The sequence below is a fragment of the Paenibacillus sp. FSL P4-0081 genome (genome assembly GCF_000758565.1).
GTDB lineage: Bacteria > Bacillota > Bacilli > Paenibacillales > Paenibacillaceae > Paenibacillus_AQ > Paenibacillus_AQ phytohabitans.
Genome location: NZ_CP009280.1, coordinates 8,269,365 through 8,283,406, shown reverse-complemented (window position 1 = coordinate 8,283,406; position 14,042 = coordinate 8,269,365). Strand labels below are relative to the sequence as shown.

Sequence of the window (14,042 nt, the reverse complement as noted above, 5' to 3'; positions counted from 1 at the left end):
CACATGCCGAGTAATATGTTAGAATATCAGAATGCATTAACGCTTCACCAATTTAATACATCACACGGGCTATGATTGCTATGGATCACACTATAGCAGGAGCAGCTTCTGGAGAGACTGCGGGAGACCGCAGCGCCGAAGGGTTCACAATCTCAGGCAAAAGGACAGAAGAGTACGGAATTTGTATTTGTTATGCTGATTAATTACGGTCAGCGGCGCAGGTAGCTTATTTTGATATTCTTATGAACCGGGAGATTGGATGATATCCAATCTCTTTTTTATGTTATTTGGCAGCATAGCGTTGTACACATTAAGGGGGAAAAAGGCAATGGCACAGACAGAATTAAAGAGAGATTTGGCGAACCGTCATGTACAGCTGATCGCTATCGGCGGCACGATTGGTACGGGGTTATTCCTGGGATCAGGCAGAGCGATTCAGCAGGCCGGCCCGTCCATTATGATCACGTATTTACTCGTGGGAATTGCCGTGTTTTTTGTGATGAGGGCGCTGGGTGAGCTGCTGCTCTCCAAAGCGGGATATCAATCTTTTACGGACATTGCTGAAGACTATCTGGGGCCGCGGGCTGCGTTCATTACAGGCTGGACCTACTGGTTCTGCTGGATTATGACGGCGATGGCGGATGTGATTGCAGTGGGCGTCTATGTGCAGTACTGGTTCGATATCCCGCAGTGGGTGCCGGCTGTCATCTGCCTGATTATCCTGTTAGGACTCAATTTGTTAACGGTCAAAAGCTTCGGCGAACTCGAATTCTGGTTTGCGCTAATCAAAGTCGTCACGATTCTTGCCTTAATTGGCCTGGGAATCATTCTGCTGGTCATCGGGTTCAAGACGGATGCGGGATCGGTGAGCGTCCGCAATCTCTGGGAGCACGGGGGTGTGTTCCCGAATGGTGTCAAGGGCTTCTTATTTTCCTTCCAGATGGTTGTGTTCGCTTATGTCGGTGTGGAGCTTGTGGGTGTATCAGCCGCAGAAACAGCAGATCCGGAGAAAAATATCCCCTCGGCGATTAACAAGATTCCTCTGCGGATTCTCTTCTTCTATGTGGGCGCGCTCTTCGTCCTGCTGTGCATTAACCCGTGGACCCAGCTCAGTGCAGCTGAAAGTCCTTTTGTGCGAACCTTCAGCCTGGTCGGGATTCCGGTTGCTGCGGGCATTATCAATTTCGTCGTCTTAACCTCAGCAGCTTCCGCCTGCAACAGCGGGATGTTCTCAACCAGCCGGATTCTGTATAATCTGAGCAGAAGGAATCAGGCCTCCCCGCAGCTCGGCAAGCTGAACCGAAATCATGTGCCTGCTAACTCTTTATTTATTTCTACAATAGTTATATCGGCCGGGGCGCTGCTTAGCAAGCTTATTCCGGGCCAGGCCTTCGGCATCGTTACAACGATCAGTGCCATTTGCTTCATCTGGGTGTGGGGGGTTGTGCTCGTATGTCATATCAAATATAAGAGGAACCGCCCGGACTTACATGCCTCGTCCAAATTCAAAGCACCGTTCACACCGGTCATTAATTATGCGGTATTAACGTTGTTTGCTGCTATTCTGATCATTATGCTGTTCGCAGATGATACCCGTCCGGCGCTGCTGTTTACGCCCCTATGGTTCATTCTGTTGTTCGTCCTGTACTCCATGCGGAGCAAGAAGGAGAAAAGTGATGCCGATGTTAGTATAATCAATACATGAGTGCAAGAATGTTCAAACGCTACTGACATGTTGTCAGTAGCGTTATAAGGAGGAATCCGAAACATGAAGCATAGATTACTCCAATATATGACCCGGCTGACCTCCCTCAGTGAAGAGCAGCAGCAGGCCATTCTGGAGGAGATTCTTGTTGAGGAATACAGCAAGGGAGCCACGCTGCTTAGGCAGGGGGAGGTTCCCGGTCATTGCTATTTCGTGTTAAAAGGATGCGTACGGCAGCATAGTGTTGACGTCACAGGCCGCGACATCACCTCGAATTTCTACACAGAGGAGCAGGCGATCGCTATCTTCAATGCGCATAAAGAGGATGCCTCGTCGGAATACAGCCTGACTTGTCTGGAGGACTGCGTACTGGTTGTCGGTGCGCTGAATACCGAGAGGGAAATGTACGCCAGACACACGCAGCTGGAGCTGATGACACGCCGGATGATCGAGGAGAATTTCGGACAGGTGCAGGCGGAATTCGCCGCCTTCATTGCGGCATCCCCCGAAGACCGCCTCAAGGCACTGCTGCATCGGAGGCCCGGCCTGATCAGCCGCGTCCCCCAGCATCAGCTGGCCAGCTATCTCGGGATGACACCGGAGTCGCTCAGCCGGATTAAGAAGCGGCTTGAGCGCGAACACGCGCAGCCGGGACTTTGAACAGCAGCCAGATGCCAAGCCCCAGCTCCCCTGCGGTCATCGGCAGCATGAACACCCATTTGATGATTTGGAGGAATTCTCCATACCCGGGCACAAGTGTGCCGCACAGATGAACCATAATATAGCCGAAGCCTGCCAGCAGCAGCAGCACACTGACGGGCTTCGGAATATTCTCCGAACATACCGCCAGCACACCTATAATCAGCAGATGCCCCCCGAACAGAATCAAACCAGCCGACCATACCGCTTCAAAAGCATGAAGATGAAGCATGACCTCCGCCTGCAGCTCCCCTCGTGTGAAGCCGGAAAGCGCAACCTCCCTGTTACCGGTAAGAAGTGATACCACGATCAGACTGGAGACAGCAACCCCCAACACTGCCGTATAAGCCAGGCGCAGCCATGCTCCCAGCAGGGACAGGCCCGGATGCACAGGCTTCAGCACCAGATATAAGGCCCAGGCAGCTGCCGCATCACAGGCCATAATCAGTACCCAGCCCAGAATCCCGGCCCTGAACAGCGACGGAGAGGCCTGAAGATTGGCGAAGGTACCAGCGGCATCTCCATCCACTACCAGACTCCCTTGGACATATCCGTACGAGAGCGCGGCGGCAACCGCCATTACAATGAGCGATATTCCCCCGGTTCGAGCCACTGCAGCAGACATTAGCATAACCCCCTGATTGATTATTGATTGTGGTTATATTGTACTAAGGCGCCTGCAGGGCTTCATTGACTTAAGTTAAGAGGACATGATTAAATTTTAAATATTAAGTTTTTGAATAAAGGATAGTCATTGAAAAATGTCGAACCTTAATCTAGATATTTCTGTACTGTGCAATGAAGCGATTTAATGAAGTGATTTAATGAAGGAGAACCCACATCCATGAAGAACATTATCCGCTCCCTTGAAGATATAGTGAACCTGGCACCGGTCCTGAAAGCTGCTTTTCCCTATGATGTATCTATTGCTGTCTGTGATGTGGAGAAGTTCATCGCTTATTTCCCTGGAACGTCCATTGATCTGGGAATTCGGGCAGGACAGATAATTCTTGCGGACGAACCTCTGTATCATGCGCTGAGAAATGATGAATTCTCGAAAGCTAATGTCCCTAAGGACTACTATGGGTATGAATTCGTCGGTACGGTTCTTCCGGTACACGGAGAGGATGGAAGCGTCTGCGGGGCGGTCTGCATCCAGGTCCGCAGACAGACCGAGCTGCGCGAAATCGCTGATCAGATCTCGGTCTCCCTAAATCAGGCTAACGCCCGGATTGGGCATGTGGCAGAGGGCTCGGGGCTGCTTGCCGATTTCTCGCAGAAGCTGCTGCTCCAGTCAGAAACGACCGCCGAAAGTGTCAAAAAAAGCGATGAAGTGCTGGCTGTCCTCAGAAAGGTCGCCGACCAGACGAATCTGCTCGGGATTAATGCAGCCATTGAGGCTGCCCACGCAGGAGAGAAGGGGCGGGGATTCGATGTTGTAGCGAAAGAAATCCGCAAATTCTCGAAGGAAACCGAGCAGTCTGCGCAGCGGATCCGGGATACCCTGGGGGAGATCCAAGCCGCGATGAAGCAGATCAGCCAATCCATCCATCAGATTGCGTCAGTCGGGCAGGAGCAGGCTGCTTCAACGAATGAAATCTCCAGCTTCATTGAGGAGATCCGGACGATGTCCGAGCAGCTGAACCAGTTCGCGCAGAAGCTGTGAGGGAAGAGCGGCTATTCTCATAATTACAGATTCGCCAGAATAACGGCAAGCAGAGCAATGAAGGCCGGGAGGCCCTGAACCAATAGAATGGATTTCTTGGCCGTGATGCCGCCATAGATGGCTGCAACCGCAACGCAGATCAGGAAGAACAATTGAAGCTGAACACTGAAGGTATCATTCGGATGCAGCAGGCTCCAGACTAGACCGGCCGCCAGAAAGCCGTTATATAATCCCTGGTTGGCCGCCAGCGATTTCGTTTCCCGGGCGAACTGCGGAGTGGTGCCGAACGATTTTTGCGCCCGCGGGGTAGTCCACAGGAACATTTCCAGCACTAGAATATACACATGCTCCATTGCAACCAAGGCCACGAGTATTAAACTCACGATCATCATAGTAAATCCCTCTTTTCATAATTATGTAAGATTGATTAACAGAGAAATTAAATTGTTCAAAATATAATTTTACACTGTATAATATAGCCAAATTCTGCAATTTTGTCAATTTGGAATCCCTAAATTCCTTGAGGAGGCAAACCTGTTGTACCTAAGAATGCTGACATCCGTGGATGCGGAGGCTTACCGCGAGCTTCGGCTACAGTCGCTGCGGCTGCATCCGGAAGCCTATCTCAGCTCCTATGAATCGGAAAAGAAGCTGTCTATAGTCACCACACGCATCAGGCTGGAGCCCTCGGAGAATAATTTCACGCTGGGAGCTTTTGATGGTGAGGAGAGGCTGGTGGGCATCGTCACTTTTTTCCGGGAGAGCCGGCCCAAAATTGATCATAAAGCTAATATATATTCAGTATATGTGGATTCAGATGTCCGTAAACAAGGAGTGGGCCGCCGCTTGATGGTGGAGCTGATTGCCCGGGCGAGGCTGTTGCCGGGGCTCGAAATTCTAAATTTAACGGTAACCTCGAATAATGTAGCTGCCAAAAGACTATACGAATCTCTTGGATTCATCTGCTATGGCACAGAGCCGAAGGCGATGAAGCTTGGGGATGAATATCTGGATGAGGCTCTGATGATTCTGATGCTGTAGCTCTATCGTGTTGACAAGCTTCCCGGCGGCGATCATAGAACATGCCAAAAAGCACAAGCCGCTGACATGTGCTTTTTGAGCTGATAATTGCTTGCGGAAAATTGGAATGTTCCGGGTATTATTGATTCGCAGCAGCCCGCTTCAGGATCTCCTGAACCTGGCTAACCATAGCGGCCGCGTCTGTACGGGTGATTCCAGCCTGCGGATTGAACTTGCCGTCAGCATCCAGCTTCACGATCTTCAAGGCGATGGCCGTCTGAATGGCTCCCGAGTTCAGGATATTGATCTTGTCATTATCCTTGATCTCTACCGGAATCAGATTAAGCAGCGGCAGCTGGCCGCTGGTCTGGAGGGTATGCACCAGCAGGTAGGTGAAAGATTCGCGGGTCATGCTGGCTGCCGGATCAATCTTGATCTGCAGATCAGCCTTCGGTCCTGCGGCTTCCTTGATCAACTGAACAGCTTGCTCAGCCGTAAGAACTTCGCTCTCTGCTGCGGGTGCTTGATGAGCCTTCAAGTATTCCAGCGCTTTATTCACGATATCCGTACCGGCGGTACGTGTAATATCACCCTTCGGATTGAAATTGCCGGACTCATCCAGTGTAACGAAGCCAAGCGCCAGTGCGGTTTGAATAGCGCCTGAATTGGAGATATCCATCTGACTCTCATCTGCAACTTCAACTGGAATAAGCTTGAACATCGGCAGCTGGCCGCTGGTCTGGAGGGTATGCACCAGCAGGTAGGTGAATGATTCGCGGGACATGCTGGCAGCCGGGTCGATCTTGATCTGCAGGTCTGCTTCCGGACCTACAGCCTCCTTAATCAATTGAACGGCCTCTTCGGCAGTAAGCGTCTCACTCAGCGCAGCCGGTGCCGGATGTGCCTTCAGATACGCCAGCGCATTGCTGATCGCTACAGCTGCTTCAGCCCGGGTGATTTCCTGCTTAGGCTTAAGCTTGCTACTTTCATCCAGCTTCAGGACACCGTAGTTCAGGGCGCGCTGGATCGAACCGGAATACTCTGCCTTAACTTGATCCTGGTCCTTATAATCAATAACAACCGGCTTGATCATCGGCAGCTGGCCGCTGGCTTCAATCGCATCAATGAGCTGGTGCGTGAATTCTTCACGCGTCAGCTTCTGGTTGGGCTTCAGGTCGGCGGGCAGATCCAGCCCGTGGACACCGGCAATAATGAGCGCTTCAGCGTACCAAGCGGAATCATTGGCATTCTTGAAATAGTCGGTAGCATGCGGCTCCTTCACAAACCGGATCAGATCAAGGTTCAGGTCTAGTGCATTTACGATCATCTGCACTCCTTCAGCCTCCGAGATACTGATATTCGGACCGAACAGGTCTTGGCTGATCCCTTTGATCAGGCCGCTATTCTGCAGAGCGATGATCTTGTCTTTGTCCTGCACATTGTTAATATCCTTGAAGGCTGCCGCGGAAGCGAACTGTTGTCCCGCGAAGCTGAGCGCCAGAGCAGCAGCAGCAGATATAGTAATGATCTTGAATGTATTCTTCATTGTCAGTCACCTCATAGAGTAGTTTGTGGTTTATTTGTGATCTTAGACGTGCCGTCCTGCAAAAAGGTTACAGCAGGTTTGAATTATCCGGAATTCCGGTTTATTAGGGTTTGCTCAGACAAAGCTCCCGCCATTTCATAAGCCAGCCATACTGCTCATCGCAGAACGCCTTGGATACCGACTGCAAACCCTGGCAGCGGACAATTCTGGAGATGATCTGATAATGCCTGACCGCAATGAAATCGAATACGGCTGAGTACTCCTTGTCACTCAAGGTCCGTACCTTACTATATCCGGAATAGAACTGCTCAAACAGACGCCGGGTATCATCATACATGGACTCGTGAAATAGATTAAAGTGAGTGTTATCAGACATATAGGCAACATCCATGGCCGGATAATCACCTGAAGCGTCATCGAAGTCCATAAGCACGTATTGCCCGCGGCTGTCCCTGAGCATGTTGCCTGTATGCAGATCGCCATGACAAAAGTGTCTAGGCAAATCTGACATACGGCTCCATAGTTCATTGCCATAGTGTTCGAGCGCAGCAACGGACTCGGAAGCACAGTCCAGTTCGCGCATAATGGAGAGATAGTCACCGATGTAGTCGGTTTTTGTCCGGTGGATCAGTTCATCCGGGTAGCCCTGCATGAGCTGATGCAATTCTCCGGTTTGTTGACCGATAACCTCTGCTTCGGCTATCCCATCGGGCGTAGCCCCCTCGGCATAGCGGAAGAGCACCGCTGCCTGCAAGCCATCCTGAGCTTCAAGAAGGATATGACTCTCCTGCCCCGCCGTCCGCAGAACAGTAACGGCAGGATAAGAATGAGCCTCTAAATAATCAAGAATACGAACGGACTGCAGGGCATCGGCTGTCTTGAAGCTGCGGTATATTTTGAGTACATAACGCTTACCTTCGCCCTCTGCGAAATACACCCCGCCGATCATCTCCCGGTGAAGCCGGATCTGCTCAATATGGAGCGGGTAGGAGCGGTTAATCTCGCGGATAAGATGATCATAATCCATCGGCTGTATCCCCTTTTAACGAATTGTTCTAACTGTTATTCATTATCCTGCTTGGCGAAACCGGATGTATAGAGAAAGCTTAGCTATAATTAAAGTTACAGTAGGGAACAGCCCCGCGGACAAAAGTTAAGCCACCCGTTTCCTGAGCCGGGTGGCTTATGTGCATTCGCTATCTTTTCACGGAAACAATCTGATTGCGGCCCTGATGCTTGGCTGCGTACAAGGCTTTGTCTGCCGATCTGAACAAATCGTTCAAGTAAGTTGTTGTGCTCATGGGCGGTGTGACCTTGAATTCCCCGATGCTGAGCATTCCTATGCTGATGGTGATGGATATAGGCTCGTCTATATGATCAATTCTGATCTGGTTGGACTCAATGCTTGATTTAAGCTGCTCTGCCAGCACATACGCCTCATCCTCTTCCGTATCGGGCAGGTAGATAAGGAACTCCTCGCCGCCATAACGGGACAGAATATCAGAGTGGCGCAGATTACGCTGCAGGACCTCTACCGTACTGCAAATGACCTCATCTCCGGCCAGGTGGCCGTAGCGGTCATTGACCATTTTGAAATAATCGATGTCGATCAGTATAATGGTCGAAGGGACCCTGGGATCCCGGTCCTTCATTAATTCATTCTCCAGCTGCTGCATGAGATAATGGCGGTTGTAGCAGCCGGTCAGGCTGTCGGTGATGGCCATCTTCCGGAGCTTGGCGTTCGTCTGGAATAGCTCTTCCTGGACTTTGATTAAGGCGGAATTGCGCTCCTGCAGAATGGTGTTCTGCTGGTTCGTCTCATCAATGAGGCGCCGAAGCTCGGTTATATTCTGGAAGGTGACAATCCGGCCCACCCTCACACCGCTCACCATAATCGGTGCGGCATGAATGCTGATGTACATTTGGAGTGCGGGATACATTAGTTCTGTCTCGGCTACCTCAAGCGGATGGTCATGGTAGGTTTGCAGGAACTGTTCAGTCTTCACGATATTGGCGCCGGGCAGGTGGCGGGCCATATCGAACCTCTGCCCGGGATTCAGCCGGATCTGGGGAAGCAGAGCCTGGTTGATCTCGACCACCTGTTCTTGATCGTCGAGGACAAGAATTCCGTATTCCATCGTATTGATAATATCCTGGTGGGCGATAGTTACAATATCAAACACTTTGTCCTGGTGAATGGTAATCACGAAGAAGGTAGCTGACACGACAATGCCTAGCGAAGTAAAGCCCGGAATGACCGGCAGATAATTGTCCAGCACTACGTTCAGGAACACATCGATCATCAGGAAGACACAGACGGCAAGAATCCCTTTTAGCATATACATGATCTGATTCTTGATTCGCGGCGCCTGATCGGAGACCAGAGCTACATAAATGATATACAGCGATACGATGGCGTGTAGAATAACAATAGACATGTTGATCCAGAAAATAGGTCCGTAGATCCGCTCAACATATCCGCCGTTTACCGGAAGAACAAACCAGCCGTTCGGATTCAGCACCACACCCAGCGACGACAGGAATGCCGGAACGAGCAGGGCGATTAATATTTTGCGGTTAAGAAATTGCGATTGGCCAGAGAGCAGAATGGTGAAGAAGATCCAGCCCGTAGTCAGCAGGGAGGCATCGATAAAGGCAAGCTTCACATAGAATAGCTGATAGATTGGATCATCAACGGTCCGGATGGCAAACTGGCAGTAAGGCCAGATCATCATGGAGAAATGAAAACCAAGGTAGACTTTGTGCAAATTGGTTATCGTACCTACAGAAGCAAATATGTATATAAACAAAAGGAACAAGACAAAGCACATCATCAGATCAATCCAAGACTCCAAGGCCAATATACTACACCTTCTTGATATATTTAGTGTTTTATTGATTTTTCTGGGTCAAAGGTCTTATATATTGATTTTAATATATAATTAGCGTGTGCAGATTACAAGATTTTTAAGTGATTCTATCGGAAGAATATGGTTGGGAGGAGAACAATATGAAATCTATCACCGTTCAGAATCTTACGGACAAGTTTCATTTGGAAGTGCTGGCAGGGGCGGAACGCATGGACCGCGTCATTACCCGTCCACGGACGCACAGACCCGGGCTTGAGTTCGTCGGTTATTTCGATTTCTTTCCGATGGCGCGGGTGCAGGTACTCGGCCGCAAGGAGATCAACTATTTATTGACGCTGAGTGTAGAGGAACGCATGCTGCACATCGGCAATATCGTCAAATATCATCCGCCTTGTTTCATTGTAACGAGCGGCCAGCAAGAGATCCCTTACCTCACCTTATACTGTAATCAGGAGGGCATTCCGCTGCTGCGGACACCAGAGGTGACCACGGAGTTTATTGCCAAGCTGGACAGCTATCTGGTAAAAACGCTGGCGCCGGAGCTGTCGATTCACGGGGTATGTGTCAATGTGTCGGGCATCGGGATTCTGCTTCGGGGCAAGTCCGGGATCGGTAAAAGCGAAACGGCGCATACGCTCATCCGGCGGGGCCACCGGTTCGTGGCCGATGATATTGTAGTGCTCAAGAAGCTGGGGCCGGCAACGCTGCTCGGGACGCATAATGAGACGACCCGCGAATTCCTGGCGCTGCGCAGCATCGGCCTGATCAATGTCGTACGCCAGTACGGGCGCAGGGCCTTCCAGGATGAGACGCGGATTGTATTAGATATCGAGCTGGCACCGTGGCAGGAGAATTCACTCAACAATGACCTGGAGCTGGTTCCCCAGTTCACGGAATATCTCGGCGTTCAAATCCCGCATATCGAGGTTCAGCTTCAGCCGGGGCGCGATGTGGCCGGCCTGATCGAAGCTGCTGCGAATAATTGGTATCTCAAGCAGCTTGGATACAGCGCGGTAGAAGACTTCATGAAGCGGATTGAAGACGGGATGCAGTCTTAAGGCGGGATAATCCCATACACTCCAGGGCAACTTAGATAAAAGACAGCAGAGGAGTGTATCCGAAATGGCGAGAAGAAACAGGAAATATGCGGTGCCCGGGTCAGCCCAGGGCATGCAGACCTTCAAAGCAGAGGTCATGAAGCAGGAAGGATACCATGTGGATCCGAATCATCCGGACGATGTGAAATACGAGGTGGCTAAGGAGCTCGGTATCCCGCTGCAGGCGGGCAATAACGGCAATTTGACCACGGAATCTGCGGGGCAGATTGGCGGCAGAATCGGAGGCTCCATGGTCCGGGAGATGGTCCGCCTGGCACAGGAGCAGTTAGCGGATAAGGGCAAATCCTAGAAATACGCGGTCCCTCCATTGGCCCAAGGCAGCGGCATGCTTTTGGGCTATTTGCAGTTTCTACGCAGCTGATATTCAGAAAATGTAGACATACACCTTCGTCCGGAGCCGGTCCGGGCAGGTGATGATGCGGACCGGCTGCTTGTCCGGCAGAGCGAAACAGACACTGATCACGGCTGCGCCCGGCGGCAGCTCCTGCCTGAACTTGGGAGCAAGCCGTTCCATGGCACCGGGGAACAGATAACAGAGCACAATATCGGCATCGCTATAAGAGCTTCTATATATATCGCCCCGCCTAAAAATGACCTTGCCCCGCAGCCGCTCCCGTTCGCCCTTCACTGGCAGGAATCGTGTGCATACTACCGCAAACAGCTGTGAGAACCATAGGGGAAGCCTTGAGTTCTCTATGCCGGTCAGCCGTTTGCCGGGGCAGCGGCGGATCACTTCCAGGCCCAGCGTTCCCCAGCCCGACCCTGCCTCCAGAACATTGGCATATCCCGGGATACGGTTCACCTCCCCGGCTACTGCCGCTCTTGCAGCCCTAGACGCGGGCATCGGCGATATTCCGTTCTTCCAGCTTACGAGCACAATCCAGACTACGGATAGCAGAATGAGAAATGCGGCAATCCAGGGAATACTCTCGGTAACGGGCATATATCGCTCCTTCTTAATCTGTGCTTACTCCAGGCTGCCGCTGTAATATTTATACTCGAAATTGATCTTGAAGCCGGCATTGAGGTAGAGGGTCAAAGCCCGCTCATTCTCGGTCACAACACCTAGACGGATCGAAGAATAGTTCTTCTGCAGCAGGAGATCAACAGTCTGCCGGAGCACCTTCCCGCCATACCCTTGGCCCTGGCAAGCGGGCAATATGCAGAAATTATGGATAAACGCTGTTGCCTCATTCACGTAATTCACCCGGATCAGGCCGATCCGCTGGTTGCCCGCCCAGGCAATATAGGTGATACGCTCCGGTTCATTCGTCTGCAGGAAATACTCCCGGGTGGCGTCTTCGGAGTCTCCGAAGGCCCGGGCCGAGCAGGAGACCATGAATTCGAGGTCCTCCGGCAAGGAAGGCAGCAGACGCAAATCTGCCGGAGCCTGTTCTCTGCCGGACTCTGTATGGGCATATGACATCGAGTATTCAGAGCGGTCATAATCAGCACCGATAGCCTGGGCCGCGCGGAGTCCTGCCTGTGAGCGGCTCGGAACCCTGTAGCTGAGCCTGTGTACGGCGAGAGGCGCAATATCTTCCTTGGCCCGCTGCACAAGACTGCGGAATACGCCCTCACGGCGGTATTCCGGATGGACCATGGCATTAATCTGCGCATAATCGCCTTCGGTAGCAAACCAGCTCAGCAAACCTATGAGCTGGTTTCCGCGATAGCAGAGCAGGGCATGGTCGCCATCCTCTTTGACGAGATGCTCAAGATCTGAGCTTAATTGGAGCGAGTCCGCGTGGCTGCACTGCTGCTCCAGTACAGTAATGTCCGCCGCTTGCTGCTTGGAATGGTACGTCATTGCAATGATGTTATTTAACTTGAGAAGCTTCCGGAACTCATCAACACTGTCAAACACACCATCCGGCGGGACATCGTAAGCCTGGCTCTGGAAGGTGGACAGCCAGCGGACACCGTAGGTCGGCAGTCCGGCAGCCTTGCCCGCGAGAATATCCGCATTACTGTCCCCTACGAATACAGCATTGGATGAATCAATGCCAAGTGTACGCAGCGCGGAGAGAATGCCTTCGGGATCAGGCTTAGGCTTAACGACATCATCTCCGGTGATGGAGATATCGAAGAAGCGCTCCAGATCCAGCGCCCCGGCCGATATCTGATAGGCCCGTCTGCTTTTGCCGGTAATGACTCCAAGCTTCATGCCTTGCGACTTCAACGCTTGAAGTAATTCTACAATGTGCCCATCATTCTGGAATTCTCCGAAATGCCCCTGCTCATATAACGAATAATAATCCTCTATAGCTTGCGGAACGGAAGACGGGTCAGCGAAATTGCCGCCAATGATGTCCTCCTCGGTGGGGCCAAACATGGCGACAAGTTCATCGCGGGTGACTTCTCTATGATCATATTGCTGAAATACGGCCTGGAACGCATGGAAGGATAACGGCAGCGTATCTGCGAGTGTTCCGTCGAAATCAAATAGTACAGCTTGAATAGACATACGGATGGCCCGTCCTTTAGATGAATTTAGGTTGGATGGAGCATTGCCTCAAGTGGCGTCAGAATCAGGAGGTAGGTGCAGCCTGAAACAGGCTGTTCTTGTAATTCATGAGCGGTGCCAGCCAGACCATACCGGTTCCCCGGTAGACATTGACCAGGCCTTCGCCGGAAACGGCAGAGCCCATGCGGGTCTTCCCTGATTTCTCTACGGTAAAGTCAAGCGAGTTCGACCACATCAACGCGAAATTGCCATCTACCTTCAGCACGTCATTCTGCAGCTCGACCACCACGGCTTCCTCGGAAGGAATAGGAGCCTCAAGGGCGATAATCCCTTTACCCCGTGCGCTCAGGTTGAACAGCCCTTCTCCGCCGAGGACGGCTGAGGATACATTCTTGCGTGCAGCGACAGCAATATCCAGCGTAGTCTCGCAGGCCAGGAACATGCCGTCATCAATCACGATATGGTCGTTGTCGACATCAATCAGCCAGAGATATTTGTAGGTGGTTTCGAGCATAATCGTCCCAGTTCCTTTATAGAGCGGTTTGATGGCACTCGTGCCGGTTGCTGCACTGGATATTATATTGCGCATCAGGCCGCCGACACCTTTGACACCCGACGTCATCTCGATATTGCCGATCATATACTGCATAGCGCCTGCGCTCAGCATAACCTCGCTATTCGTAAGCTCAATCATCAGCTGCTTGTTGCGCATATTGCTCTTGCTCATGAAGAAGTTGGCCTGGGCTTCCAGCATGGAGGTGCTGCTAAGATCCTCCTTGTATTCAATGACCGAGAATCCGCCAAGCTGTTCTTTAATCACAACATTAGGGTTATCCTTCAGATTATTAATGGTAAAAGCCATAATGCTTCCTCCCCTGAGATGCAGTTATTTAGGCATGTCCATTGATTATAGCAGAGTCCATAACATGTGGTAAAATAATGGAAAATCAT

The 14,042-nt window shown here is 51.4% G+C and carries 14 protein-coding genes and 1 riboswitch; of the genes, 6 read left to right on the top strand and 8 right to left on the bottom strand.

Annotation, left to right across the window (positions count from 1 at the left end; genetic code table 11):
- Window positions 1-98: 98 nt before the first annotated feature.
- Window positions 99-178: riboswitch (glycine riboswitch) on the top strand.
- A gap of 150 nt (window positions 179-328) precedes the next feature.
- Together P40081_RS35365 and P40081_RS35360 are read left to right on the top strand one after the other, a co-directional pair.
- Window positions 329-1,705 (top strand): amino acid permease, encoded by a 1,377-nt coding sequence (locus P40081_RS35365; RefSeq protein WP_042140498.1) that lies wholly within the window; start codon window positions 329-331, stop codon window positions 1,703-1,705.
- A 63-nt stretch (window positions 1,706-1,768) separates the two neighbouring features.
- Complete coding sequence (locus tag P40081_RS35360; RefSeq protein ID WP_042140497.1) at window positions 1,769-2,365, top strand: Crp/Fnr family transcriptional regulator; 597 nt, start codon at window positions 1,769-1,771, stop codon at window positions 2,363-2,365.
- Here the strand turns inward: P40081_RS35360 and P40081_RS35355 are convergent.
- Window positions 2,322-3,029: a DUF4386 domain-containing protein gene (locus P40081_RS35355; RefSeq protein ID WP_042140496.1), complete on the bottom strand. Its 708-nt coding sequence runs from the start codon at window positions 3,027-3,029 to the stop codon at window positions 2,322-2,324. The two genes, P40081_RS35360 and P40081_RS35355, sit on opposite strands and share 44 nt — an antisense overlap.
- A 219-nt stretch (window positions 3,030-3,248) precedes the next feature.
- On the opposite strand from P40081_RS35355, the gene P40081_RS35350 reads away from it, so the two are divergent.
- On the top strand, window positions 3,249-4,070 hold the full coding sequence (locus P40081_RS35350) for a methyl-accepting chemotaxis protein (RefSeq protein ID WP_042140495.1): 822 nt from the start codon (window positions 3,249-3,251) through the stop codon (window positions 4,068-4,070).
- A 23-nt stretch (window positions 4,071-4,093) separates the two neighbouring features.
- On the opposite strand, the gene P40081_RS35345 is transcribed toward P40081_RS35350, so the two are convergent.
- Window positions 4,094-4,462 (bottom strand): DUF1304 domain-containing protein, encoded by a 369-nt coding sequence (locus tag P40081_RS35345; protein WP_042140494.1) that lies wholly within the window; start codon window positions 4,460-4,462, stop codon window positions 4,094-4,096.
- A gap of 145 nt (window positions 4,463-4,607) precedes the next feature.
- On the opposite strand from P40081_RS35345, the gene P40081_RS35340 reads away from it, so the two are divergent.
- A complete protein-coding gene (locus P40081_RS35340; RefSeq protein WP_042140493.1) occupies window positions 4,608-5,111 on the top strand; it encodes a GNAT family N-acetyltransferase in 504 nt (167 codons plus the stop codon).
- A 118-nt stretch (window positions 5,112-5,229) separates the two neighbouring features.
- Here the strand turns inward: P40081_RS35340 and P40081_RS37130 are convergent, their stop codons facing one another.
- The 3 genes from P40081_RS37130 to P40081_RS35320 form a co-directional block, all read right to left on the bottom strand.
- Window positions 5,230-6,636 (bottom strand): S-layer homology domain-containing protein, encoded by a 1,407-nt coding sequence (locus P40081_RS37130; protein WP_063779816.1) that lies wholly within the window; start codon window positions 6,634-6,636, stop codon window positions 5,230-5,232.
- Between the two features lie 103 nt (window positions 6,637-6,739).
- The gene (locus tag P40081_RS35325) at window positions 6,740-7,663 is read right to left on the bottom strand and encodes a phosphotransferase enzyme family protein (RefSeq protein ID WP_042140492.1); all 924 of its coding nucleotides are present in this window, start codon (window positions 7,661-7,663) and stop codon (window positions 6,740-6,742) included.
- A 169-nt stretch (window positions 7,664-7,832) separates the two neighbouring features.
- On the bottom strand, window positions 7,833-9,497 hold the full coding sequence (locus P40081_RS35320; RefSeq protein ID WP_052422163.1) for a histidine kinase N-terminal 7TM domain-containing diguanylate cyclase: 1,665 nt from the start codon (window positions 9,495-9,497) through the stop codon (window positions 7,833-7,835).
- A 149-nt stretch (window positions 9,498-9,646) separates the two neighbouring features.
- On the opposite strand from P40081_RS35320, the gene hprK reads away from it, so the two are divergent.
- Entirely contained in the window at window positions 9,647-10,564 is a 918-nt protein-coding gene (gene hprK / locus P40081_RS35315; protein ID WP_039296145.1) for an HPr(Ser) kinase/phosphatase, read from the top strand.
- 64 nt (window positions 10,565-10,628) lie between these two features.
- The gene (locus P40081_RS35310) at window positions 10,629-10,913 is read left to right on the top strand and encodes an alpha/beta-type small acid-soluble spore protein (protein ID WP_039296148.1); all 285 of its coding nucleotides are present in this window, start codon (window positions 10,629-10,631) and stop codon (window positions 10,911-10,913) included.
- 75 nt (window positions 10,914-10,988) lie between these two features.
- Here P40081_RS35310 and P40081_RS35305 read toward each other — a convergent pair whose 3' ends face one another.
- From P40081_RS35305 to P40081_RS35295, 3 genes are all read right to left on the bottom strand, one after another.
- Window positions 10,989-11,567, bottom strand: coding sequence for a class I SAM-dependent methyltransferase (locus tag P40081_RS35305; protein ID WP_042140491.1), 579 nt, complete (start codon window positions 11,565-11,567; stop codon window positions 10,989-10,991).
- Window positions 11,568-11,591: 24 nt separating this feature from the next.
- Entirely contained in the window at window positions 11,592-13,091 is a 1,500-nt protein-coding gene (locus P40081_RS37125; RefSeq protein WP_063779815.1) for a GNAT family N-acetyltransferase, read from the bottom strand.
- 64 nt (window positions 13,092-13,155) lie between these two features.
- Window positions 13,156-13,953, bottom strand: a complete 798-nt coding sequence (locus P40081_RS35295; protein WP_039296152.1) for an AIM24 family protein — start codon at window positions 13,951-13,953, stop codon at window positions 13,156-13,158.
- Window positions 13,954-14,042: the final 89 nt, after the last annotated feature.